Here is a 24,470-nt window from a genome sequence, read left to right as displayed (position 1 = left end):
CCTCGCCGGAGTCGAAGGCCAGCAGGACGCTGGTGCCGGCGGAACGGAGGTGCAGTGAGTCCATGGGGTCGCTTTCGGTGTCGAGGGGGCACGATGCGGATGCGGGTCGGAAGTCGCAGCGGGGGCCCGGCCTGTGCCGAGCCAGCGTGGGGTCCAGTATCGTCGCGAGGCGGGCTTGCCGGAAGAGGGCGTTGACACGGCGCGACGGCGGGGCCGCCCGGGAGGCGAGCCCCGCCGTCGTATGGCCTCTTGGGCGGTTACCTGCGCAGGTCGGCGGCGATCTGCTGCATGACGCCGGGGTCGGCGAGGGTGGTGGCGTCGCCGGGGTCACGGCCCTCGGCCACGTCCTTGAGCAGGCGTCGCATGATCTTCCCCGAGCGGGTCTTGGGCAGTTCGGGGACGACGAGGACGTGCTTGGGCTTGGCGATCGGGCCGATCTCCTTCCCGACGTGGGCCCGCAGCACGGCGGAGGGGTCCTCGCCCTCGGAGATCTCGACCTCGCCCCGGAGGATCACGAACGCGACGACGGCCTGGCCGGTGGTCTCGTCCACGGCGCCGACCACGGCAGCCTCGGCCACCCATTCATGGGAGACGAGTGCGGATTCGATCTCGGTCGTGGAGAGGCGGTGGCCGGAGACGTTCATGACGTCGTCGACGCGTCCCAGGAGCCAGACGTCGCCGTCGTCGTCCTTCTTTGCCCCGTCGCCGGCGAAGTACATGCCCTCGAAACGGGACCAGTAGGTGTCCTTGTACCGCTCGGGGTTGCCCCAGATGGTGCGGAGCATCGAGGGCCAGGGTTCGCGGACCACGAGGAAGCCGCCGTGCCCGTTGGGCACGGACTTGCCGTTCTCGTCCACCACGTCCACCGCGATTCCGGGCAGCGGGACCTGCGCCGACCCCGGCTTGGTCGCCGTGACGCCGGGCAGCGGGGCGATCATGATCGCGCCGGTCTCGGTCTGCCACCACGTGTCCACGATCGGCGCCTTCCCGTGCCCGATCACCTCGCGGTACCACATCCACGCCTCCGGGTTGATCGGCTCGCCGACAGAGCCGAGGACCCGGATGCTCGAGAGGTCGTACTTGTCGGGGATCTCGCGGCCCCACTTCATCATCGTCCGGATCGCGGTGGGCGCGGTGTAGAGGATCGAGACCTTGTACTTCTCGACGATCTCCCACCACCGGCCCTGATGCGGGGAGTCCGGGGTGCCCTCGTACATGACCTGGGTCGCGCCATTGACGAGCGGGGCGTAGGCAACGTACGAGTGGCCGGTCACCCAGCCGATGTCCGCGGTGCACCAGTAGACGTCGGTCTCGGGCTTGAGGTCGAACACTACCGAGTGCGTGAACGCGGTCTGGGTCAGGTATCCGCCGGTCGTGTGGAGGATGCCCTTGGGCTTCCCCGTGGTCCCGGAGGTGTAGAGGATGTACAGCGGGTGCTCGGAATCATGGCCGACGGCGGTGTGCTCGCCGGAGGCGGCGTCCATCAGCTCGTGCCAGTGCAGGTCCCGGCCCTCGGTCCACGCCACGTCCTGGCCGTTGCGGCGGACGACGACGACGTGTTCGACCGAGTGCCCGGGCTCGGCCAGGGCGTCGTCGACGGCGGGCTTGAGCGAGGAGGGCTTGCCGCGCCGGTACGTGCCGTCCGCGGTGACGACGAGCTTGGCCTCCGCGTCGTCGATCCGGGAACGCAGCGCCTCGGCGGAGAACCCGCCGAACACGACTGAATGCACAGCGCCGATCCGCGCACAGGCAAGCATCGTGACGACAGCCTCGGGGATCATCGGCAGATAGACGGCCACCCGGTCGCCCTTGCGCACCCCGAGGGACTCGAACGCGTTCGCGCATCTCTTCACGCGCTCAGTCAGGTCCGCATAGGTGATCGTCTCGGTGTCGCCGGGCTCGCCTTCGAAGTGGATCGCGACCCTGTCGCCGAGCCCGTTCTCCACGTGCCGGTCCAAGGCGTTGTACGCGGCGTTGACCTCGCCGCCCACGAACCACTTCGCGAACGGCGCCTCGGACCAGTCCAGAGCCTGCTCGAAGTCCTTCGACCACGTCAGGTACTTCCGTGCCTGCTCGGCCCAGAACGCGACCCGGTCCTGTCCAGCGGCGGCGTAGATGTCCTCGTGAACGTTGGCCGCGGCCGCGAACTCCGGCGTCGGCGGGAAACGACGCTCCTCATGGAGGAGGTTCTCGAAAGCGTCACCGTTGACGGTTTGCTGGGACATGAACGTCCTTTCGGCTCGATCCATCGCATGATCCAGCTCTGCTTCGTCGCGACATGATCCGGGTACCAGATCGGTGGCTCCTACGCAGTGGGCTGCCTCTTCCCACAGTAGACCTTGCGCAGTAGCAGTGGAGTTGCGCACGTCACATCCCGGACGGGTAACCACACCCTTGTGGGCTAGGTGGCGCACAGACGTTATGGCTAGGCTGAACGCCAAGGACGACCGAAGGAGCAGCCCATGTCTGATTCCCGTCAGGGTCCCTCTCGCGTTGGCGGCGCGGTGCCCGGACCCGACAGCATGCCCGAGAATCCGAAAGCCGGCAACCGTGCACCTCGGGTGCCCGAAGCCCCTCATGCCGAAGCCGGTATCGCGAAGGCAATCGTGGGCCCCTTCACTGCGCGCGACATCGCGGTGTTCCTTGGCGTGTTCATCACGTTCATCGGCTCGCTTCTGCCGCTCGTCCAGCGCGGCAGCACGCTGAACCTCTGGAATGCGCAGAACCTCTACTTCATCGGGATCGGAATCCTGCTGCCCCTCGTGCTGGCCGGTGTCTTCGTATGGCGCCGACTCTCGCCCGAGATGGCGTTCCGCGTCGGATCCCTTTCCCTCGACCAGTTCGCGTCCGTGGTCGCTGCCTTCGCGTGCTCCTACTTCTTCATCTTCTTGGTGACGGCCCTGACGCCCGGTGCGTTCGTGGGCTTCGTCGGCGGCGCCGTCCTCGTCCTGGCGACTGTCCTCGCGCCGGTCATTCCTGCCTTCGCCGTGGACTTCGGTGGGCGTGCCGAGGTGCCCGCCCACGTCGTCGCACGTGACGCCGTGGCGCCCCTTCGGAAGCCCAAGAATGAGAAGCCTGGGTCTCAGAAGCCTGGGATGCAGCGGCCAGTCCCGCTCAGGCCCTCCTCAGCGTCGGATGAGCCACAGGGCGCCGGATCCCGGTTCCCCGAGGCGGCCCGCACGCAGAATGCGCCGAGCGGTGCCCCCGCGCCGTGGGCCGGGAGCCTTGCGCCCGACGGCGCGGGCTCTCCCGAGCACTCCGGCGAACGGGCCGCTGGGGTCTCCTCGGCGGGGATCTCCTCCGCCGGGGCGGCAGCCGCGGCAACGGGTGCTGCCGGTGTGGCTGCGGCGGGAGCGGACCTCGCCGCGTTGGCGGCCGGAGCCATGGCTGCGCACGGGGAAGGTTCGCGGAGCGCGGAGGCGCGCGAAAGCGGGACCGACGCGCCGGCAAACCGGAGTGCTGATGCTCCGGCGGGTGTCGCCGGCGCGACATCCTCGCCGACGTCCTCGGGTGGGGGCGACGACGAGCTCATCGGCCGACACGACTCGCGAACCCCTCCGGCAGCGGAGGTGCCTGTGGGGGCCGCCGCGGATGACGCCGTCGTCCTCGGCGATGCGGACGGCGAGGCGTACGGCGCTCCCGCGGCCGCGGGACCGGTCGAGCCGACTGCTGAGCCGTCAGCGGGTGAGACGGCAGTGATGCCCTCGTCCAGTGAACCCGATGAGAGGCTGGCTGCCGGGGCTGCGGGCGTGCCGACTCGGGCGCCGGCGCGCGAGCCTGCCGAGACCGAGCCTGCCCTGACGGAGCCTGCCCCGACGGAGCCTGCCCTGACGGAGCCTGTCGAGACCGAGGCGGACCGGAGGGGGCACGGCCAGGGTGAGGCGGGCCAGGGTGAGGCTGGCCCGGGTGAGGCTGGCCGGGGTGAGCCCGCTCCCACACAGGCTTCGCCTGTCCTTCCCACTGCCGAACCCGAAGGGGACTCCGGCCCGGCGACCCAGCTCGCTCCCGCCGTCGACCGCTCTGCCGGGTTCGAGGCGACGCGGAGCTTCGAGGAGCCGGAGCCCGAGTACGAGGCGTTCTGGTTCGCGGTGAACCACGCGAGGGCGGCGCTTGATCCCGAGAGCGGCCTTCCGCTGTTCACGCTCGAGCCCGGTCAGTGGATCCTCGCGCTCCAAGACCGAGGGGATGAGTTCCTCGTCCAGAGCCAGGATGGAAGGATCGGCGTGCTGCGCGATCTGTCCGGAATCGAGCGGGGCTGAGCAGTCTCGCCGGCGCTGCTGCGAGGCCCGGACGGCGCCGGCTCACTGTCGACGAGTCGCCCCTTGCCCTCAAACGCCGCGCTCGCAAGATCAACCGCATCCTCGCCGACCTCTACCCGTACGCCCACGCAGAGCTCGACTTCCGCAATCCGTTCGAACTGCTCGTCGCGACCGTCCTGTCCGCGCAGACGACCGATGTGCGGGTCAATCAGGTCACCCCAGCCCTCTTCGCACGCTACCCGGACGCTCGCGCCCTGAGCGAGGCAGAGCCCGCAGACATCGAGGAGATCATCAAGCCGACTGGCTTCTTCCGGGCGAAGGCACGAAGCCTGCACGTCCTCTCACAGAAGATCGTGGACGACTTCGACGGCGTCGTCCCGGGGCGGCGCGAGGACCTCGTGAAGTTGCCCGGCGTGGGGCGGAAGACCGCCAACGTGGTGCTGGGCAACGCTTTCGGGGTCCCCGGGATCAGCGTGGATACGCACTTCGGGCGGCTGGCGAAGCGGTTCGGCTGGACCGACTCTGACGACCCGATCAAGGTCGAGCAGGACGTCATGGAGCTCTTCCCCCCTCGCGACTGGACGATGCTCTCCCACCGCGTGATCTTCCACGGCCGGCGCGTCTGCCATTCCCGACGTCCCGCTTGCGGTGCGTGCCCGGTCGCGGAGCTGTGCCCCTCGTTCGGGATCGGCGAGACGGACCCGCAGAAGGCGCGAAAGCTCCTCAAATACGAGCTCGCGCCGGGCCAGGAGGCCCTCCGCGAGGAATTGGTCGCCAACGTTCACAGGGCCGCGGAGATCCGCATGCGCGAGCAAGGGCACCCGGTCGTCGGACTCGCGGACCCGGAGCCGGGCGGCGTTCAGTGAGCGCGAGGGCGGAGCTCGAGGCCCTCGCCACCGCCATCCGCGAAGGGCGGATCGACCCGTTCGACCCCCGGTGGCATCCGAGCGTGGACCACATGGCGCGCGAGGCGGCGGTCCTCGTGCTGTTCGGCAAGCTCGATACCGTTCCGGCCGTTTCGGACAAGCCGCTCGCACCCGCCGACTTGGACGTCCTGCTCCTGGAGCGGGCGCACACGCTCGGTTCGCATCCCGGCCAGGTGGCCTTCCCCGGTGGAAGCCGCGACCCCCAGGACGAGAGCATCGTGGCCTGTGCGCTGCGCGAGGCGGTCGAGGAGACGGGACTGGATCCCTCCGGGGTCGAGGTCCTGGCCGAGCTGCCCGCCTTGGCGCTCGGGGTGAGCGGTTTTCTCGTGACGCCCGTGCTCGCGTGGTGGGCATCGCCGTCGCCCGTCGATGTCGTGGACTTCGGAGAATCCGCGCAGGTGTTCCGCACGCCGGTCCGGGACCTCCTGGATCCGGCGAACCGGGTCATGGGAGTGCTGCGACGCCGCGGGGCGATCTTCTCGAGCCCCGCCTTCCTCGTCAACGGCGTGCTCGTGTGGGGCTTCACGGCGATGGTGCTCGATGCACTGCTCAACGGGCTCGGCTGGGCGGTCGAATGGGACCGCGAGCGGAAGCACTACATTGCGGTGTGACGTCTGGGCGGCCTACTTCGCCTGGTCGTAGGAGTCGACGACGGCGATGCTCACCGGGAACTGCACGGGGGCGTCGCCGAAGAGAAGGCGCTTGGCCGCCGTCGCCGCCTCCTGCACGGCCTCGGCGCACGCGGCTGCGGCCTCCTCCTCGGCATGGATCATGACCTCGTCGTGGAGGAAGTACACGAGTTCGGCGCGCAGGCCCTGCCTCGCGAGGCGACGCAACTGCAGGCGCAGCTCGGCAATCCAGCACTCGGCCCACTCGGCGGCGGTCCCCTGCACCACGAAGTTGCGGGTGAAGCGCCCCCGGTCGCGAGCAGCAGCGTCGGCGCGGCGCTGCTCCTCGGCGGAAGTTGAACGCTGCAGTTGTCGCCATCGTTCGGATGGCGCAGGCGAGCTCCTCCCAAGGTGAGTCGTCACGGTCAGCCCACGTTCGCCGTCGCGCGCTGCCTGCTCGACGAAGGCGACGGCTCGGGGGTACAGGCGGGCGAGCTGCGGCATGAGGCGCCCGGATTCGCCCGTCGTGGCGCCGTAGATCGCTCCCAGGAGCGCAACCTTCGCCTTCGCCCGGTCGCCCCCGAACCCGGCCGCAGCGATTCCCGCATACAGATCAGCGTCTTGGGCCGCGGCCGCCATCGCCCCGTCTTGGGCGAGTGCGGCGAGGACGCGGGGTTCGAGCTGCGATGCGTCGGCCACTACGAGCTTGTGGCCAGGCAGCGCTCGGGCGGCCGCTCGCACCTGTTTGGGGATCTGGAGTGCACCGCCCCCGCGGGACGCCCAACGTCCCGTCACGACCCCGGCCACGACGTACTCAGGCCGGAACCGGCCGTCTCGCACCCACGAGTCGAGCCACGCCCATCCGTTGGCGGCAAAGAGCCGGGCCAGCTTCTTGTATTCGAGGAGAGGCGGGATCGCTGGATGGCCGTATTCGCGCAGCTCCCAGGCCCGGGTTGTCCGTGCCTCGATTCCCGCCCTGTGAAGCGCCCGCATGAGCTCCTGGGGCGAGTCCGGGTTGAGCTGAGGGGCTCCGAGGTGGGTTCGCAGCTCGTTTGCCTTCTCCTCGAGCTTCGCGGGCCGTTCGAAGCCGCGTGGTCGGGGTCCGAGCTGATCGGCGAGGAGCGCCTCGTGGGCCACCTCGTCCCACGGTATTCCGGCGGACTGCATCTCGACGGCGACGAGCGAGCCCGCGGAGTCCGCGGCACACAGGAGGCGCAAACGGCCCGGATGATCGGAGTCGGCGATGGCCCGAAGCTGTGCAGCCAGCTCATCCTCGAGTTCATCGGCGCCCGGGCCGGATGCGGGCTCCGCCTCGAAGAGCGAGCTCTGGCCCTGCGGCGGAGCGGTTGGCGGCATGCTGCCGATGGGATCCGCGGCACCCACCGCCGGAGGCAAGGAGCTTGCGAAGGCCCCGGTGCGGGCGGAATTCGTGAGGAGCGTCGCGCAGAGGCTCAAGTCATGGCATCGCTGGAGCCGCACGCCCGCGGCCAGCAGGTACGGGTACCAGTCGCCCGCCTTCTGCCAGACCCAGCGGGGGCGGCGCGTCTCCTCGACACGGGCCACATGGGCCGGCAGATCGGTGCGCGGGAGCGTGGTGTCGGGGCCGTTGCGCCGCCCGGAGGAGTCGAGGGGCCTGATCAGGACCTGACCGTCGGGGGAGGGGGCCAGGATCTCGTGCACCTCCATATTCTCGCCTGCGCTGAGGGCCGTTCTTGTCCTCCACAAGAATGCCCGCGGAGTGTCCTCCACATGGCACCGCTCCACGCCGCGCGGGTCGCGTTCGCGACGGCAGGGTTGAACCATGGGCATGAGACAGGAAACAGCCGAGGCCGAGGCCGGTTCGCCTCCGCGCGGGGGGAGGGTCTTCTGCGTCACGGAGGACCCTTTGCTCCTCGACGAATGCGCGCGCGTCGCCGCCGTGGCCGGAGTCGCGTTCAGAGCCGTTCCCACTCTCGGCGAGGCGATGCGGGAAGCGGACGACGGCGCGCCCCTCCTTCTCGGCGCAGACGTCGAGGAGGCCCCCACCCGGGCTCGGCCCCACGCGGTCCTCGTCGGGAGCGAGAGGGACAGAGGCCGCCTGTGGCGGAGAGCGACGGAACTCGGGGTAGAGCACGTCGCCGAACTGCCGGAGGCCGCCGGGTGGCTCGTCGAATTCCTCGGGAGACGGCTGACTCGGACGGACGAAGGCGTCGTCGTCGGCGTCATCGGTGGGTGCGGGGGCGCCGGTGCGAGTACGACTGCGGTGCTCTTGGCCGCGGCGGCGAATGCACGCGGCGACTCAGTACTTCTGGTCGACGGCGACCGACTCGGGGGCGGCCTGGAACTCTGCCTGTCGGAGGAACGCGGTTCGGGGCTTGCGTGGCCCGACCTTGCCTCCGCCAGCGGCCGCATCCACCCGCCCCAGCTGGAGGCTGCACTGCCGCGGGCCTTCGGCGTTCCCTACGTGTCGTGGCCAGCCTCGGCACGGTCTGCCAAGTCTGTGGGGCCCGAGGCAGTCGCCGGAGTGCTCGACGCGGGACGCAGCGCGTTCGAGCTCGTCGTGATCGACGTCGGGAGGGGCGGCGCAGGAATCGAGGAATTCGGTTGGGCGAGCGATCGGCTCCTCCTCGTCGTTCCCGGCCGCCTCCGTGCTGCGGTCGCCGCGGCCCAGCTCCTCCGGGAGATTCCGCCGGTGCCGACCGGGCTCGTGGTGCGTGGACGACTCGGAGAGGGGGTCGACGCTGAACGGCTCGCGGAGGCCGTGGGCTGCCCTCTCGCGGCCCATGTGCCGGAGCTGCGATCGGCCGACGCAGTATCCGAGGAGGGGCGCCTCCCTGAGCTGGCCCGCCGTCGCCCGGTGCGCAGAGCGACCAACTCCATCCTCGAGGGCTTGCTCGGCTCTCCGGCCAGAGCGTCGGCGAGAATCGGAGCATCGATGCCTCGGCACGCCCGGGTGCTTCAGGGCGTCCGATGAGCGCCGCCCAGCCCCTCGACGCAGAACTCCTCGAGGATGTGCGAGAGCGCGTCCTCGCGGTGCCCGGTCCGGTGACGCCAGCTCGCATTGCGGCGGCAGTCCACGAGAGCGGCCGCCTGCTCGGGACCGCCGGGACACTCGCGGCCGTCGAGCTCATTTCCGCTGAGCTCAGCGGACTGGGGCCTCTCCAGAAGCTCGTCAAGGATCCAGACGTCACGGACGTCCTCGTGAACGGGCCCGACGACGTGTGGCTCGATCGGGGACTGGGGCTTGAGCCAGCACAGATCAGCTTTCCTTCCGAGGAGGCCGTGCGCGCGCTCGCGGTGCGGCTCGTCGCGGCGGGGGGAAGGAGGCTCGACGACAGTTCCCCGTGCGTGGACGTACGCCTCGCGGGCGGGTACCGGGTACATGCCGTCCTGCCGCCGATCTCTACCGGGGCGACGCTCCTGTCCGTCCGCATCCGTCGCCATCGGGCCTTCGATCTCGCGCAGCTCGAGCGCGCGGGAACGATTGTGCCGGAGCAACGCACCCTCCTCGAATCGATCGCGAGAGGCCGAGTGAGCTATCTCGTGAGCGGCGCCACAGGAAGTGGGAAGACGACACTGCTCAGCACCCTTCTGGGCCTGGCCGACCCCAGCGAGCGGATCGTCCTCGTGGAAGATGCCTCAGAATTGAACCCCACCCATCGCCACGTGGTCGGGCTCGAGGCACGCCATGGCAACGTCGAAGGTAGTGGGAAGGTCGACCTCGCCGAGCTCATTCGCCAGGCCCTGCGGATGCGGCCCGACCGTCTCGTGGTCGGCGAGTGTCGGGGAGCCGAGGTCCGAGAACTCCTCACCGCGCTCAACACCGGGCACAGCGGTGCTGGCACCATTCACGCGAACTCCGCAGAGGCCGTCGGCGCCCGGCTCGTCGCACTTGGAGCCCTCGCGGGACTGTCGCCGGAGGCGATGACTCTGCAGGCGGCGAGCGCCATCGGAGCCGTACTGCATGTGGAGCGGAGCGAACGTGTGAGGCGCCTGGTCACTATCGCCGTGGTGTCCGAGAGGGCAGGGAGACTCGTCATGACTCCTGCTCTCGTGCGCGTCCCGGGTTCCGATGTGCTCCGCGACGGTCCGGGCCGGGACGCCCTCGCCGCCCGAATCGCCGGGGAGCCGGAGGCTACAGCATGATCCTTCCCCTCGTGTTGTTCATTCTCCTGTGGTCAGCCTTCATCGTCGCGACCCCGAGGCAGGGCGCCTTGCATCGCGCGCCGGGACGCAGCCCAGTTCCTGCGCTTCCTCTTCGCGCCAGAGCTCAGCAGAGAGCGGCAACGGGCCTGCACGATGCTGCGCTCCTCGTCGCTGAGCTAGCTGCCCTGCTCAGGGCCGGCCGATCAGCCGAGCAGATGTGGCGACACGCCGCGCTGAGCGCGAGGCGCCGACTCCGCCACGATGTCGAAGGCTCCGTGCGATGGCCAGAAAGCTCATCGACGACGAGATGGAATCGGCAAAGGACGCTGGCGCCCCAGAGGCTGCTCGGCCGGCCGGCACACGGGAACGACGCGGGCCGGGCGCCGTCTGCGGAAATCCTGGTCGCTGTCTTCGTGCTTGAAGCCGCAGCCCACGCGGCGGCTCTCGGCGCCCCGGTCGGGGTCGCAATTCGCGAGGCCCTGTCGCTGGCATCGCGGGACGGTCTCCCCACTGCGGACCCTGCGTCGGGGCAGACCGAAGGGCGTCGAAGAAGGACCTTGCCGGGGCGAGGAACGCTGGCCATCTGGAGCGACGTGGCGGCGTGTGTCGAGGCTGCCGAAACATCCGGCTGCCCGCTCGCCGCAGTCTTCGACCGGCTGTCAGCCCATCTTGAGTCAGATGCCGATGCGGCGGCGGCCCGAGCGACGGCACTCGCCGGACCGAAGGCCACCACCCGGATTCTCACGGTGCTGCCGTTCGTCGGACTTGTGCTCGGAACTCTCGTGGGGGCCAAGCCCTTGGAAGCACTCACCACGACGTTCCTCGGTTTCGTGTGCCTCATCAGCGGGGGCGTACTCGCGCTCGCAGGGCGCCTATGGTCGAGCCGGCTCGTGGCGCAGACGGGCGCACTGAGATGAGCGTCGGCGGCGGGATCGCGTGGCCGGGGTTGTTAGCTGTCGCGGTCGGCCTCCAGCTGTTCGCAGCGTGCTGCGTTCTGTTGCGGGGGCGGGGCGCAGGGCGCAGCTTGGGCCTCGTGCACGCGTTGCCCGACCGGGGCTGGCGGAATCCACTCCACCCGGCGAGCAGCGGACTGCGGCCAACGGCGGCCGGAGACGAGTTCTCGAAGGCCGCTCTCGTGCTCGAGCTCATCGCAGCGATGCTCGAGTCGGGCTCGTCACTTCACCGCGCACTCCGGATCGTCGCCCAAGCGGTTGGGCAGGAGACAGGCTCCGTCGCACGGGCCGCCACGGCCCTCGAGCTCGGCGTTCCCTGGGGTCACGCGTGGACCGACTCTCCCGAGGATCGTCTCGGGAGGGCGCTGCGCGAGGCACTGGACTTCGCCGCGGAAACCGGTGCCCCATCTGCGGGGCTGATCTCGGCCCGTGCTCGCATGCTCCGGCGCGAGAGGCACCGCGAGCTCGAGCGGCGAGCAGCTGCTCTCGGAGTCAAGCTTGTGGTACCGCTCGGAATCTGCTCGCTTCCCGCCTTCCTGTGCCTCGGCGTCGTCCCGCTGCTCCTTTCGATGGCTCCCTGAACTCCCGTGGCCATGAAGCAGTCTCCAGTGGGCTCGGATGAAATGCGAAAGAAACAAGGAAAAGCAAAGGAATGGAAAGGAAGAGAACGGAAAAATGCCACCGGACGCGGCGATAACAATGGCCGAGGGTAGGAATGACGGCAATAAATCAGGTGGGAATTATGGCGCATGAGAGCGTGGCCGTCGGCCAGGGCTCGCCTCAAGGGGAGACCGGTTCCGTTCCGCGAGAGCGCCGAAGCACCAGAAGTGGGCGGGCGGAAGTCGTGGAGCTGTATCCCGGAGCTGCGGAGAGGAGCCCCGTGCGGCAACTGCAGAAGTCGCGTGAGAGCAAGGGGAGCGCGTCCGCACGTCGGAGGCCCAGACGATGTCGGGAACGGCGACGATTCCGGCTGGTGGGTCGAGCGGCGCGAGAGGGAACTCCACGACGAGGTAAGGCTGAAGAGGGGATGGCGACTGCTGAGTACGCCATCGCGACCCTCGCCGCGGTGGCTTTCGCGGGGCTCCTTGTCGTCATCATGCGGAGCGACGAGGTGCGGGGCTTCCTCCTCAACATCGTTCGAGCGGCACTGGCCATCCCGTGAGGTCCTCATGCCTAGCACGCGGCCGGGAGGCGGCGGTCGAGACACCGCCCCCTCCCGGCCGCCGATCGGGGGGAGCGGTCACGGCCGAACTCGCTGTGGGGACCCTGCTCGTCGTTGCCCTTCTGGGGATGATCTTGACTGCCCTCAGCGCGGGTCTCACCCAGCTCAAGGTGGAGGAGGCTGTTCGGGGTGCCGCGAGGGAGATCGCACGTGGTGAGTCCCCTGAAACGGCCGGTGCTCTCGCGCGCACGATCGCGGGCGCCACTGCCACCTTCACCGTTGAGGTGGATGGGTCGACGGTCAAGGCCACGGCGGGTCTGCCGGTGCCCGGCCCACTCGCAGTTGCTGGCGGGCTCGTCGCCCAAGCGACAGCATCCGTCCGTCTGGAGTCTTCACCATGAGCCGCTCACGTCCACTGAGGACGGCGTGGGAGACTGCCGCAGCGTGCAGTGCGGCGGTGCCACGGAGCACTGCGGTGGTGCCTGCGGGGCCTTCACCGGCGGAGCAGTCGTCACGATCGGAGAGTTCCGACAGGGGAGCGGGGACGATCTTGGCTTTGGCTCTCGCACTTGTTGCGATCGCCGGGTGTTCGGGGGCGGTGCTCGTGTCGCAGGGCGCCATTGCCGGCGAACGAGCAGCACGTGCGGCCGACCTCGCGGCGTTGGCTGCGGCAGACGCCGAGCGAGGCCTCGGGCGCGGTGGGACGTGCGCGTCGGCGGAGGACGTCGCCCTGCTCAACTCAGCCAGGGTCGTCTCGTGCGAGATCGAGGCGCCCGGAGCGATCGTCCGAGTGGTGGTCCGGGGTGAGGACGCCGTCGCGGGACTCCGGGCCGAGGGCCGAGCCCGGGCGGGCCAGCCGCCGTGATTCGGGGCGGGCTACCAGGGTGCCGGTCCCACACCTACCTTGGCCCTCTCGGCCTCTCGGAGAAGCGCGCCGAGCAGGAGGATCGCTCCTGCCTTGTCGAGGGGGTTGTTCTTGTTGCCGCATTTTGGGCTTTGGACGCAGGAGGGGCACCCGGACGGGCATTCGCATGCCTCAATGGCTGCCTTCGTCGCTGAAAGCCACTCGCGTGCGCGTTCGAACCCTCGTTCCGCGAACCCCGCCCCGCCCGGATGGCCGTCATAGACGAAGATGGTCGGTTCCTCGGTGTCCGCATGCAGCGCAGTCGACACACCCCCGACGTCCCAGCGATCGCTGGAGGCGACGAGGGGGAGGAGGCCGATTGCTGCGTGCTCGGCTGCGTGGAGGGCACCCGGGAACTGCGCTTCGATCAGCCCCGCCGCGAACAGATTGCGGTTGTCCATGGTGAACCACACGGCCTTGGTGAAGAGCTCTCTCGCCCCGAGGTCGAGCGGCTCCTCGCCGAGAACCTCATTGGAGACAAGCGCCTTGCGCTGGAAGGAGACGACTTGAGTCGTGACCTTGACCTCTCCGAAGTGCACGGCGACGGGCCCCCATGCTTCGCTTGTCGTCTCCGACAGCACCTCGATCTGGGTGATGTCCCGTGCGGTCGTGTAGTAGTCCGGATTGACTCGGCGCACCACCACGCAGTGCTCGGCCTCGTTGAGCTCCTCAACCAGATAGCTCGCACCCTGGTGCACATAGATCGCGCCCTGATGCGCCTGATAGTGCGTCTGGGGCGAGTCCATCGAGCCCAGCACTTGGCCCGTTTCGGAGTCGATGATCTGGACCGGACCGCCGCCGTCTGCCCGAAGGCTCACCATGCCCGCCGCGCTCTCCGGGTGGGTCCAGAACCACCCCGACGTTCGACGCCGGAGGAGCCCCTGCCGTTCGAGCTGCCCGAGGATGCCTTCGGCCGCCGGGCCGAAGAGCTCGAGATCGGCGCGCGTCAGGGGCCTCTCGGCCGCCGCGGCGCAAAGGTGGGGTCCCAGAACGTAGGGGTTCGAGGGATCGAAGACAGTGGCCTCGACGGGGACGTCGAAGATCGCCTCGGGATGGTTGACGAGATACGTGTCGAGCGGATCGTCGCTCGCGACGAACGCCGCGAGCGCGTCCTGGCCGGCGCGACCCGCGCGGCCGATCTGTTGGAAGAGCGATGCCCGGGTCCCCGGCCAGCCGGCGACGAGTACGGCGTCGAGCCCCGAGATGTCGATGCCCAGCTCGAGTGCCGAGGTGCTCGCGATCCCGAGCAGTTCGCCAGTCCTCAAACGGCGCTCGAGTTCTCGGCGTTCCTCGGGAAGGTAGCCGGAGCGGTAAGCAGCAACCCGCCCGGGAAGACTTGGGTCGACCTCGTCGAGAAGCCGCTGGGTGATCGAGGAGATGGCTTCGGCGCCACGTCGGGACTTGATGAACGCAATGGTGCGTACCCGGGAGGACACGAGGTTGGCCAGCAGGTCGGAGGCCTCCGCGACAGCGGTGCGTCGTTGCGGCGCCCCGTTCTCGCCCCGGGCCTCAGTCAGAGCGGGCTCCCAGAAAGCGACTTCGGTTGCCCCGTGGGGAGACCCGTCGTCGGTTACGGCGACGACGGGAGCACCGATGAGTCTCGCCAGCGACGTCTCCGGCTCGGTGGTCGTGGCGGATGCCGCGATGAAGACTGGCTCTGCACCGTAGTACGAGCAGACCCGCCGGAGCCTGCGGAGGAGGTTGGCTACGTGAGAGCCGAAGACACCGCGATAGCTGTGGGCTTCGTCGATGACAACGAACCGGAGGCGGCGGAAGAACGCGGACCACCAGGAGTGGTTGGGAAGCACGCCGTAATGCAGCATGTCCGGGTTGGCGAGGATGACGTTCGCGTGCTCCCGAATCCAGCGGCGAGCGGACTGGTCGGTGTCGCCGTCGTACGTCTCGGCCCTCACCGTGGGGAGCCGGAGAGCTCGGATCGAGGAAAGCTGGTCGGCGGCGAGGGCCTTGGTCGGCGAGAGGTACAGGACCACGGCGCCGTCATCGTGTACGCGCCCGGGTTCGGCCAGTACCCGCAGTTCCGAGCGGTGGACTGCGTTGAGTGCCGGGAGCTGATAAGCCAGCGACTTCCCGGACGCCGTCCCCGTGGCAACCACGACGTGTCGCCCAGCCTGCGCATGATCAGCCGCTTCGATTTGATGGGTGTACGGTTCCACGACCCCGAGACGGCCATAGGCATGGACGAGATCGGGGTGGACCCACTCGGGCCACGGAGCTGTCCGGGCGTCTCGTGCAGGCAGACGGCGGACGTGACGCAGTTGCTCAGGGTGAGGGGTTCTCCCAAGGAGCGGAATCAGAGAATCGTGCTGCGCCACCCCAGCATTCTGCCAGCCACCCGCGATGGCTGCGGTCTCGCAGTCGTCGGGCGGTGGGGCGGGAACTGCCGGTGGGGCGGGAAATGCCGTCCGGAGGGGGTCAGTCGTTGAGGGAGGGGCCGTCCGGATTGCTCGGGTTCTTGAGCATGAGGACGCCCGACACATCGCTCCAGCCGAGGTGATGGTAGAGGTGCTGGCCATCGATAGAGGCAATGAGAAGCCCCTGATCGGCTCCGTGCCCGCTCACGGCTGCAGTGAGCGCTCGCATGACGAAAGAGCCGAGCCCCCGCCGACGGTACTTCGGCTCGGTGACAATGCGGTCGAAGACAGCGAACCCATCCGCTACGGCGACGTGCCCGCTCGCGGCGAGTTCGCCGTCGTCCGTCGCCACGGTGACCGTTGCGGCCCTGTCTTCGATATCGGTCTTGAGCTTGAGCTCGTCGTCGTTGAGCCAGGGATCCTCGACGTCCTTGCCTTCGAAGTCCATGACCATGAGCTCCTGGTCCGCGCCCAGCACGGCGAGCCCGTGCTGCTCGGCAAGGGTCCGGAAGCGGAGGTGATTGTCTGTGAGGATCGTCAGGATGCGGTCCCGGCTCGAAGACATGAATTCGGCGAGCCGGCGGAAGTCCTCATCGGAGGGTTCAGCGGCGAACGCGACCCAGTCGCCGGTACGGTCGGTCAATTGCGCAGCGGGGAAGCTGCCGACGGACTGCGTCGGATAGTGGCGTGACGAGGCCCAGCCCTCCACCCACGTGACCAGAAGATCCTTGAGCTCTGCCTCTGCCATAGGCATGACGATACCGGCGCCACGAGTTCCTGATAAGCCTCGTGATGCAACTGTCACTCCGCGGCAATCCGTCGGCCACCGGAGCCCCTTCGTTGCGCTCGGTACCCTTGAATGCGTGGCTTTGAACCGAATCGTCCTCTTCTACTGCTTCACTCCTCTGCCAGACCCCGAGGCCGTGCGGCTGTGGCAGCGGGCCCTCTGCGAGGCGCTCGGGCTGCGGGGACGGATCATCGTTTCGCCCCATGGAATCAACGCGACGGTGGGCGGCGACCTCGCCGCAGTGAAGCGCTATGTGCGTGCGACAAAGGAGTATCCCGGCTTTCGCGGAATGGACGTCAAATGGTCCGATGGGGGTGCTGAGGACTTTCCTCGCCTGAGCGTGAAGGTGCGCCCAGAGCTCGTTTCGTTCGGTGCGCCGGAGGAGCTCGAGGTCGACGCCGAAGGCGTGGTGGGCGGGGGAACGCGGCTCACTCCGGAGGGGCTTCACGAGCTCGTCGACTCCGAGCGCGCCGAGGGGCGTGACGTCGTGTTCTTCGACGGGCGGAATTCGTTCGAGGCCCAGATCGGACGGTTCAAGGGCGCCGTGGTGCCGGATGTCGAGACGACCCGCGATTTCATTCGCGAGCTCGATTCGGGCGCGTATGACGATCTCAAGGACAAGCCGGTCGTGACCTATTGCACGGGCGGCGTCCGCTGCGAAGTCCTCTCTGCCCTCATGCGGCGCCGGGGCTTCCGGGAGGTCTACCAGCTCGACGGCGGAATCGTCCGTTACGGAGAGGCCTTCCACGACGCCGGCCTCTGGGAGGGCTCCCTGTACGTCTTCGACAGGCGGATGCATGTCGAGTTCAGCGAGCACGCGGTCGAGATCGGACAGTGCGCTCGCTGCGAAGCGCCCACGAGCGACTTTCACAACTGCGAAAATCCAGCCTGCAGAGAACTGACCCTGTTCTGCCGGGACTGCGCCGCCGGCCCCGATCCGCTCCGCTGCCCCGAGGGGTGTGCTCCAGAGGTTCAGCGCTTGACGACGCGGAACGCATAGGCGGCGGCGTTCCCGCCGACCGCCGAGGCGGTGACGTTGGCCACCGCGTCCTGCGGTGCGACGAACGTCCTCACCCACATCTGGCCGCAGGCATAGTCGGAATCGACAATTGCCGTGCCCGCGAGCTCAAGGGTGAGGTGCGCCGCTGGGCCTCCGCGGCACTCGAACTCGAGAGTGATCGTTCCGCCGGGGACGGCGCTGCTGGAGATGACCGGCTCGCCCTGGAGGACGATGCCGTAGCCGAAGCCGAACGAGAGTCCCCTCTGGTCGGGCAGGGCGGTCTCGGCCCAGGAGGCCACCATGTCCGGGGTCCAGTCGTGCAAGGGCGGGTCAGTCACGTCCGGTGCGGGCAGCCGGTGGAAGGTCGGCGCTGGGGGAGCCGACGACGGCGTCGATCGCTCACCGAGGGGCGGGAGCCCGTCGTCGTACGAGTAGGCACAGCCGGCGAGGCCTGCCGCCACGGCCACCAGCACCGCCACGGCGCGGACGGTCTGCCGGCCACAGTCTCTTGTGCTCGGACCTCGGCGCGGCACAGTCCACCTCCTCGTCCTCTTTTCGATCATGCTCCCGCTGAGTCATCTGCGCCAGAGGCACAACGTGGGCGCCAAGGCCTCTTTCGGCGGCCGATGGTTTCGGGGCGAAGGGGCTCGGGAACTCGTTATAGCGTGGACAGAGAGCCATCATTCAGCGAAGGAGTCTCCGTGGGCCGGCGTGATGCAGTCAGCAAGGTGAGCCTCAACAACGGCGTCGAGATCCCGCAGCTTGGATTCGGCGTGTTTCAGGTGCCCTCCGAGGAGACCCAGGCTGCGGTCGAAGCTGCGCTCGAGGCCGGCTACCGGCACATCGACACTGCGGCCGCCTACCAGAACGAGGCAGGGGTCGGCGCGGCGCTGCGCGCGAGCGGGATCCCCCGCGAGGAGGTGTTCGTCACGACGAAGCTCCGCAACGGGGAACAGGGCAACCCACGCGAGGCCTTCGACGCGAGCCGACGCGCCCTGGGGCTGGACGTGATCGACCTCTACCTCATCCACTGGCCGGTGCCGTCCCAGGGCCTCTACGTGAGCGCGTGGAAGGAACTCGAGCAGATCTACGCTCGTGGCGAGGCGAGGACGATCGGTGTCTCGAACTTCCTCCCGGATCATCTCGACCGCCTTCTCGGCGAAGCGGACGTCGTGCCGGCGGTGAACCAGATCGAGCTCCACCCGACATTCCAACAGCCGTCGACGGCGCGGCGCACGCGCGAGGCGGGAATCGCAGTCGAGGCGTACAGCCCGCTTGGCCAGGGCCAGGACCTCGACGCCGAGCCTGTGGTTGAGGCCGCCCGCGCCCACGACGCGACACCCGCCCAAGTGGTGCTCGCGTGGCACCTCGCGCACGGCACGATCGTGATTCCGAAGACCACGAGCGCCGAGCGCATGCGGGAGAACTTCGCCGCCGCGGCGCTCGCGCTCGCACCGGGGGAAGTCGCAGCCATCGACGCTCTCGATTCGGGTTCCCGGATTGGAGCGGACCCCGCGACCGCGGCCTTCAGCCAGATGCCGCAGGCGTGAGCGTGGACTTCCGGGCCCTCGCCGCGCCCAGCTCGGGGGATCCTCGGCTCCTCCGGGCGCTCGCCGCCGACCTCAATGCTCTCGGCTACACCGTCGACGGTGTTGCGGATCTCCTGGGCCCGGCAGCCCACGCGGCGCTCGCGCGAGATCAGATCGTTCCGGCTGTCGTGGCGCTCGAGCGCAGGGGCCGGGACGCTCGAGCAATCCGGTCGGGTGGGCTGGTCACCGTCGTGCGCTGCTTCCTGCTCGGTCAGAACGTGGGGGCCGAGGAACTCGGACACGCCTTCCCGACCCTCGGGGCTGAGGGTCTCCTCGCGCTCGGGCTCGTCGAGGCTGAAGGGGAGGCAGACCCTCCTTCCCTTCGTGCCAGTGTCGACCTCCGCCCTTACGCGTGGGACGAAGGGGACGGGGAAGTCCGTCTCTGGGTCGCTTCCGACCTCGCGGCCCACCAGCGGGCAGGGGTGCTCCGCAAGGACCATGTGCTGGGGATCGGCCATGCCTCCGCGACCCTCATTCAGTCCACGGCGCGCCGTCCCGTCGAGAGGGCCCTGGACCTCGGGACAGGGTGCGGAATCCAGACGTTCCACCTGCTGCGGCACGCACGTCACGTCGTCGCCACCGACATCTCCGAGCGTGCACTCGCCTTCACCCGCTTCAACCTCCTGCTCAACGCCCCGGCGCTGGGACTGGATCCAGGACATCCCGACGACCGGGTCGAGCTTCGGCTCGGCTCGCTCCTCGAACCGGTCAGGGGCGAGCGCTTCGACATGGTGGTTTCGAACCCTCCGTTCGTGATCACTCCGCGTGTGGAGGGCGAGACACCGGAAGATCAGTTCACGTACAGGGACGGAGGCCTCGCCGGGGACCAGCTGGTTGCCGGACTCGTCTCGAGCCTGGCTGATGTCCTCGCCGAGGGGGGAACTGCCCAGTTGCTCGGCAATTGGGAGGTCCGCGAGGGTTCCGAGTGGCAGGAGCGCGTCCGTTCGTGGGTGCCGGCGGACCTCGATGCGTGGGTCGTCCAGCGTGAGCTCGTCGGCCCCGAGCAGTATGCCGAAACGTGGCTCCAGGACGCCTCGGAGCAGCGGGACGTTGCGTCCTACGCCCGCTCGTACGCTGCCTACCTCGAGGACTTCGCCTCGCGGCGCACCTCGGGCATCGGCTTCGGCATGCTGTGGTTCCGCCGTCCCCATGCCGGTCAAGCCCGGATCGGCCGCTACGAAGAGCTGGCCCATCCTCTCGAGCAGCCCCTCGGCCCTTACTGGCAGGCCGCGGTCGAGCGCGCCGACTGGCTGGAGCGCCTCGGGCCCGAGGGTCTAGCGGCCAGCCACCTCGTCGTCGCGGACGACGTCACGGAGGAGCGCCACCAGAGGCCGGGTGCCGAGCACCCGGGGGTCATTCTTCTGCGGCAAGGCGCAGGCTTCCGCCGAACCTCACTCCTGAGCACCGAGCAAGCGGGGTTTGTCTCGGCCTGCGACGGCCAGCTCAGCGTCGGGCAGATCGTGGGCGCGCTCGGCGCGCTCTTGGGGCGCGACGACGAGGACTTCCGCCGTGGTCTCCTGCGCGAGGTGAAGGAGTTGACGGTGGACGGGTTCCTTGTGAAGGCATAGTTTGACATCCTTGGAGAGATGTGGCGTAAATAACACCCACACCCCACGAAGTAAGAAGCACATGACCGAGAAGAAGCGCAGTCCCCGCACCGAGAACCCCGTGCGGATCACGGACCCGAAGGCGATCAGGGCGCTGGCCCACGGAGCGCGGCTCGCAGCCATCAATGAGCTGTACTCGAGCCAGAAGAGCTGGACGGCGACCGAACTCGCTGCGTTCACGGGCCTCACGCCCAGCGCGATGAGCTACCACCTGAGGGCACTCAAGAAGTGGGGCATCGTGGTGGACGCGCCGAACGACGGCGACGGGCGCGAGCGGCGCTGGAAGGCGGCCGGCACCGATCTCAACCTCGACACCGCGACGACGGGACAGACGCCAGGGCTCGCGATTGTCGACATGGAGCTCGATGCCCTGCGCAAGCGCATCGCGAGCCACGCGAAGCACCGCGACGCCGCGCGCCGGCGAGGGGAGCCGGACGAGTCACCGGTCATGATGGTCTCGGGCAACGTGCTGAAGCTGAGCCTCGAGCAGCGTGCCGAGTTCAAGCGGCGCATGTCGGAGCTGCTCGACGAGTTCGATCAGGCTTCCGTCGAGGACCAGGAGGAGATCGACGCGACGCCGCCCGGAACCGAGCGCATGTACGTGCTGTGGTCCATGCTCCCCGAGGTCCGGGAGGCGGCGGAGGCGCCGAGCAAGCCGTCCGCACGCCGGACGGCTCCGAAGTCCACGGCCGCGCGTCCTGCCTGAACGAAATCTGGCCGCCTTATCCACAGGGCGAACGTCCCCACTTGCATTCCGAGCGCCGTCGTATGGTGAACTAGGGACTTGCGCGGAGGCGCCATCGTGTCGATGGGCGTTCGCGCCGGGGGTGGCCTTGAGCCGCCTGCCCTGCATCGATTGTTGTCCTGAGGAGTAGCGTGGCCACGAAGGCTAGATCCGGCAAGAAGCTCGTGATTGTGGAGTCGCCGGCCAAGAGCAAGACCATCGCCCAGTACCTGGGCGAGGGCTTCGAGGTCGACGCCTCCATGGGTCACATCCGCGACTTGCCTCAGCCCTCCGATCTCCCCGCCGAGCTCAAGAAGAGTTCGCTCGGGAAGTTCGCCGTGGACATCGAGCACAACTTCGAGCCCTACTACGTGGTCTCGCCGGACAAGAAGAAGAAGGTCGCAGAGCTCAAGGCAAAGCTCAAGGACGCCGACGAGCTCTTCCTCGCGACTGACGGTGACCGCGAAGGCGAAGCCATCGCGTGGCACCTGCTCGAGGTGCTCAAGCCGAAGGTGCCGGTGCACCGCCTCACGTTCCCCGAGATCACGAAAGAAGCGATCCAGCGCGCCATGGCCGAGCTGCGCGACGTCGACGAGTCGCTCGTCGACGCGCAGGAGACCCGCCGCGTCCTCGACCGCCTCTACGGCTACGAAATCTCCCCCGTTCTGTGGCGCAAGGTTGCGGGCGGACTGTCCGCTGGCCGCGTGCAGTCGGTGGCGACGCGCCTCGTCGTCGAACGCGAGCGCGAGCGGATGGCGTTCCGGGCGGCAGACTACTGGGACCTCACCGCCACGCTCGCTCCGCAGGCTGCAGGAACGGACGACGGCGGCGCGGGCCAGCGCTTCCAGGCACGCCTTGCCGCGGTAGACGGCAAGAAAGTCGCTTCTGGGCGCGATTTCGATGATCGCGGGAACCTCACGGCCCGAAACGCCGTGCTCCTCGACGAGGTCGCGGCCCGGGCCCTCGCCGCGGGCCTCGAGGACGCGGCGTTCTCTGTCCGTTCGGTCGAGGAGAAGCCGTACACGCGGCGCCCGGCCGCTCCGTTCACGACGTCGACCCTCCAGCAGGAGGCGGCCCGCAAGCTCCGGTTCTCCGCTCGGGTGACGATGCAGGTCGCGCAGCGACTGTACGAGAACGGGTACATCACGTACATGCGTACGGACTCGACCGCGCTCAGCGACCAGGCCGTGGGTGCGGCGCGGCGTCAGGCGTCCGAGCTGTACGGGCCGGACTACATCCCGCAGCGTCCCCGCGTCTACGCCTCGAAGGCAAAGAACGCCCAAGAGGCCCACGAGGCCATCCGGCCCGCCGGCGACTCGTTCCGCACGCCGGCCCAGGTCGCCAAGGAACTCCGTGGTGACGAGTTCCGGCTCTACGAGCTCATCTGGAAGCGTACCGTCGCCTCCCAGATGGAGGACGCGAAGGGCTCGACCGCGACCGTGCGCCTCGGCGCCGTGGCGACGTCCGGCGAGGCTGCGGGACGCGACGCCGAATTCTCGGCCTCGGGAACGGTCATTACGTTCCGCGGCTTCCTTGCCGCCTACGAGGAAGGGCGCGACGAGGTCCGCGAGGATACCGAGAACGGTTCAGGAGGCACTGACGGCGGCCGCCTTCCTGCGCTCAGCAAGGGACAGCCGCTCGAGGCCCTCGAGCTCGCCCCGAACGGGCACCAGACGTCCCCGCCGCCGCGCTACACGGAAGCATCGCTCGTGAAGACGCTGGAGGAGCGGGGCATCGGGCGCCCGTCGACCTACGCGGCCACGATCTCGACCATCATGGACCGCGGCTACGTCCGGACGCGTGGGAACGCACTCGTCCCGAGCTGGATCGCGTTCTCGGTGGTCCGGCTCCTCGAGGACTACTTCCACGACTACGTCGACTACGACTTCACAGCTGAGATGGAGGAAGATCTCGACCGCATCGCAGCCGGGCAGCAGGCCGGGGCCGAGTGGCTCAGCGACTTCTACTTCGGCGGCGAGGGCAAGCCGGGGCTCACGACGATCGTCAACGGCCTCGGCGAGATCGACGCGCGGCTCGTCAACTCCGTCGAGATCGCGCCCGGCATCGTGCTGCGCGTCGGGAAGTACGGCCCCTACCTCGAAAAGCCCCTGCCCGCGGACGCGCCCGAGGGCACGGTGCCCGAACGGGCGAACGTCCCCGAGGACCTCGCTCCCGACGAGCTGACGGCCGAGAAGGCCCGGGAGCTCATGGAGAGCGCGGGTCCCGATGAGCGCGTCCTGGGCACCGATCCGCACACGGGCCACGTCGTCGTCGCGAAGAACGGGCGCTATGGCGCCTACGTCACCGAAGTGATCGCCGAGCCCACCCCCGAGCAGCTCGCCGCCCAGCCGGTCGAGTACTACAAGAACGGCAAGCCGAAGCCGCCCAAGAAGCCTGCCAAGGTCAAGCCCCGCACCGCGTCCCTCTTCAAGTCGATGAGCGTCGACACGGTCACGCTCGACGACGCGCTCAAGCTCATGAGCCTGCCGCGGGTCCTGGGCAAGGACGAGGAAGGCAACGTCATCACCGTGCAGAACGGCCGCTTCGGCCCGTACCTCAAGAAGGGCACGGATTCGCGGTCGATCGGGAGCGAGGAGGAGATCTTCACGATCACTCTCGAGGACGCGCTCACGATCTATGCGCAGCCGAAGACACGCGGCGGCCGAACAGCCGCAGCGCCGCTCGCGGAGTTCGGCGACGACCCCGAGTCGGGCAAGCCGATCGTCGTGAAGGAGGGCCGCTTCGGCCCGTACATCACGGACGGAGTCACGAACATCACGGTGCCGCGGGCCACAGCGATCGAGGAGCTCACCCGCGAGCGCGCCGTCGAACTCCTCGCCGAGAAGCGGGCCAAGGGACCGGTCAAGCGTGCCCCGCGCCGGGCTGGGGGCGGCACCCGCGCCAAGGCAGGCGCCAAATGAGCGAGGAGCAAGGATTCCCCCAGGCCGGCGCGGACGACGGCGGGGCGACGGCGGGAGCCGAACCCTCGCCATCGTCGGCCCCCCACCTTGATCCGACCCCCCTCACTGACCTCGAGGTCGCGCTCGATGCGGCATCGAAGGGTGAGGCGGACAGCTCGGAGCCCGTGCTCCTGTTCCTCAACAGCCTCGTGTGCCTCCTCGTCCCGGAGCCCGTCCCTGGCCAGACCGAATACGTCGAGCCCCTCGTCCTGACGAACTCCGAGGGCAAGCCTCTCGTCGCGGCGTTCACCGACGCGGCGCGGATCCGACCGGACTTCCTGGAGCACGCGCCCACCGTCGTCACGACCCAGGGCGCGTTGCTGCTCCAGAATCTCGGTGCCGAACTCGGCGTCGTGCTCAATCCCGGGAGCGCGTTCGGATTCGAACTCGCCGCCGAGCAGATCGCGGCGATCCTGAAGGACTTCAGGCCAGCAACCGAAGAAGAGATCGACGCGGCGCGGGACAGCGCCCCGGGGACGGGCGGGGAATAATAG

General features: G+C 68.9%; 21 protein-coding genes. 16 read left to right on the top strand and 5 right to left on the bottom strand.

Going from position 1 to position 24,470, the window contains the following annotated elements; all coding sequences use genetic code 11:
* Window positions 1-257: 257 nt before the first annotated feature.
* The gene (gene acs, locus V7053_RS05195) at window positions 258-2,225 is read right to left on the bottom strand and encodes an acetate--CoA ligase (RefSeq protein WP_334171204.1); all 1,968 of its coding nucleotides are present in this window, start codon (window positions 2,223-2,225) and stop codon (window positions 258-260) included.
* A gap of 237 nt (window positions 2,226-2,462) precedes the next feature.
* On the opposite strand from acs, the gene V7053_RS05190 reads away from it, so the two are divergent.
* Genes V7053_RS05190 through V7053_RS05180 form a run of 3 tightly spaced genes read left to right on the top strand, consistent with a single transcriptional unit; the run spans window position 2,463 to window position 5,796 of the window.
* On the top strand, window positions 2,463-4,259 hold the full coding sequence (locus V7053_RS05190) for a hypothetical protein (RefSeq protein ID WP_334171203.1): 1,797 nt from the start codon (window positions 2,463-2,465) through the stop codon (window positions 4,257-4,259).
* On the top strand, window positions 4,256-5,125 hold the full coding sequence (nth, locus tag V7053_RS05185) for an endonuclease III (RefSeq protein ID WP_334171206.1): 870 nt from the start codon (window positions 4,256-4,258) through the stop codon (window positions 5,123-5,125). Before V7053_RS05190 ends, nth begins: the two co-directional genes overlap by 4 nt.
* On the top strand, window positions 5,122-5,796 hold the full coding sequence (locus V7053_RS05180) for an NUDIX hydrolase (RefSeq protein WP_334171202.1): 675 nt from the start codon (window positions 5,122-5,124) through the stop codon (window positions 5,794-5,796). Before nth ends, V7053_RS05180 begins: the two co-directional genes overlap by 4 nt.
* 12 nt (window positions 5,797-5,808) lie before the next feature.
* On the opposite strand, the gene V7053_RS05175 is transcribed toward V7053_RS05180, so the two are convergent.
* A complete protein-coding gene (locus V7053_RS05175) occupies window positions 5,809-7,479 on the bottom strand; it encodes a bifunctional 3'-5' exonuclease/DNA polymerase (RefSeq protein ID WP_334171201.1) in 1,671 nt (556 codons plus the stop codon).
* 115 nt (window positions 7,480-7,594) lie between these two features.
* Between V7053_RS05175 and ssd the strand changes: the two genes are divergently transcribed.
* The 7 genes from ssd to V7053_RS05140 all read left to right on the top strand — a co-directional run bounded on the left by ssd (window position 7,595) and on the right by V7053_RS05140 (window position 12,898).
* Window positions 7,595-8,746, top strand: coding sequence for a septum site-determining protein Ssd (gene ssd, locus V7053_RS05170; protein WP_334171200.1), 1,152 nt, complete (start codon window positions 7,595-7,597; stop codon window positions 8,744-8,746).
* Window positions 8,743-9,918 carry a TadA family conjugal transfer-associated ATPase gene (locus tag V7053_RS05165; protein WP_334171199.1) on the top strand — a complete coding sequence of 392 codons (1,176 nt, stop codon included), beginning with the start codon at window positions 8,743-8,745 and terminating at the stop codon, window positions 9,916-9,918. Before ssd ends, V7053_RS05165 begins: the two co-directional genes overlap by 4 nt.
* A 557-nt stretch (window positions 9,919-10,475) precedes the next feature.
* Window positions 10,476-10,835, top strand: a complete 360-nt coding sequence (locus tag V7053_RS05160; protein WP_334171198.1) for a type II secretion system F family protein — start codon at window positions 10,476-10,478, stop codon at window positions 10,833-10,835.
* A complete protein-coding gene (locus V7053_RS05155) occupies window positions 10,832-11,452 on the top strand; it encodes a type II secretion system F family protein (protein WP_334171197.1) in 621 nt (206 codons plus the stop codon). Before V7053_RS05160 ends, V7053_RS05155 begins: the two co-directional genes overlap by 4 nt.
* A gap of 446 nt (window positions 11,453-11,898) precedes the next feature.
* Entirely contained in the window at window positions 11,899-12,033 is a 135-nt protein-coding gene (locus V7053_RS05150; protein WP_443022515.1) for a DUF4244 domain-containing protein, read from the top strand.
* Window positions 12,030-12,434, top strand: coding sequence for a TadE family type IV pilus minor pilin (locus tag V7053_RS05145; RefSeq protein WP_334171196.1), 405 nt, complete (start codon window positions 12,030-12,032; stop codon window positions 12,432-12,434). Before V7053_RS05150 ends, V7053_RS05145 begins: the two co-directional genes overlap by 4 nt.
* A gap of 74 nt (window positions 12,435-12,508) precedes the next feature.
* Window positions 12,509-12,898, top strand: coding sequence for an Rv3654c family TadE-like protein (locus V7053_RS05140; protein WP_443022514.1), 390 nt, complete (start codon window positions 12,509-12,511; stop codon window positions 12,896-12,898).
* Window positions 12,899-12,909: 11 nt separating this feature from the next.
* Here the strand turns inward: V7053_RS05140 and V7053_RS05135 are convergent, their stop codons facing one another.
* Window positions 12,910-15,270, bottom strand: a complete 2,361-nt coding sequence (locus V7053_RS05135; protein ID WP_334171194.1) for a DEAD/DEAH box helicase — start codon at window positions 15,268-15,270, stop codon at window positions 12,910-12,912.
* Between the two features lie 100 nt (window positions 15,271-15,370).
* A complete protein-coding gene (locus V7053_RS05130; protein WP_334171193.1) occupies window positions 15,371-16,057 on the bottom strand; it encodes a GNAT family N-acetyltransferase in 687 nt (228 codons plus the stop codon).
* Between the two features lie 115 nt (window positions 16,058-16,172).
* Here V7053_RS05130 and trhO point away from each other — a divergent pair, with 115 nt between their 5' ends.
* Entirely contained in the window at window positions 16,173-17,096 is a 924-nt protein-coding gene (trhO, locus tag V7053_RS05125) for an oxygen-dependent tRNA uridine(34) hydroxylase TrhO (RefSeq protein WP_334171192.1), read from the top strand.
* On the opposite strand, the gene V7053_RS05120 is transcribed toward trhO, so the two are convergent.
* Window positions 17,069-17,629 carry a hypothetical protein gene (locus V7053_RS05120; protein WP_334171191.1) on the bottom strand — a complete coding sequence of 187 codons (561 nt, stop codon included), beginning with the start codon at window positions 17,627-17,629 and terminating at the stop codon, window positions 17,069-17,071. The genes trhO and V7053_RS05120 overlap by 28 nt on opposite strands.
* A 168-nt stretch (window positions 17,630-17,797) precedes the next feature.
* Here V7053_RS05120 and V7053_RS05115 point away from each other — a divergent pair, with 168 nt between their 5' ends.
* The 5 genes from V7053_RS05115 to V7053_RS05095 all read left to right on the top strand — a co-directional run bounded on the left by V7053_RS05115 (window position 17,798) and on the right by V7053_RS05095 (window position 24,467).
* Window positions 17,798-18,646 (top strand): aldo/keto reductase, encoded by an 849-nt coding sequence (locus tag V7053_RS05115; RefSeq protein WP_334171190.1) that lies wholly within the window; start codon window positions 17,798-17,800, stop codon window positions 18,644-18,646.
* 2 nt (window positions 18,647-18,648) lie between these two features.
* Window positions 18,649-20,253: a DUF7059 domain-containing protein gene (locus V7053_RS05110; RefSeq protein WP_334171189.1), complete on the top strand. Its 1,605-nt coding sequence runs from the start codon at window positions 18,649-18,651 to the stop codon at window positions 20,251-20,253.
* A gap of 61 nt (window positions 20,254-20,314) precedes the next feature.
* A complete protein-coding gene (locus tag V7053_RS05105) occupies window positions 20,315-20,998 on the top strand; it encodes an ArsR/SmtB family transcription factor (RefSeq protein ID WP_334171188.1) in 684 nt (227 codons plus the stop codon).
* 170 nt (window positions 20,999-21,168) lie between these two features.
* A complete protein-coding gene (gene topA, locus V7053_RS05100) occupies window positions 21,169-23,937 on the top strand; it encodes a type I DNA topoisomerase (protein WP_334171187.1) in 2,769 nt (922 codons plus the stop codon).
* A complete protein-coding gene (locus V7053_RS05095; protein WP_334171186.1) occupies window positions 23,934-24,467 on the top strand; it encodes an SseB family protein in 534 nt (177 codons plus the stop codon). The genes topA and V7053_RS05095 overlap by 4 nt, the downstream gene beginning before the upstream one ends.
* Window positions 24,468-24,470 lie beyond the last annotated feature (3 nt).

This window comes from Sinomonas sp. (assembly GCF_036848755.1).
In the GTDB taxonomy this organism is placed as follows: Bacteria; Actinomycetota; Actinomycetes; order Actinomycetales; family Micrococcaceae; genus Sinomonas.
The sequence above is the reverse complement of the archived record's forward strand: the minus strand, read 5'-3'. Positions and strand labels throughout refer to the sequence as shown.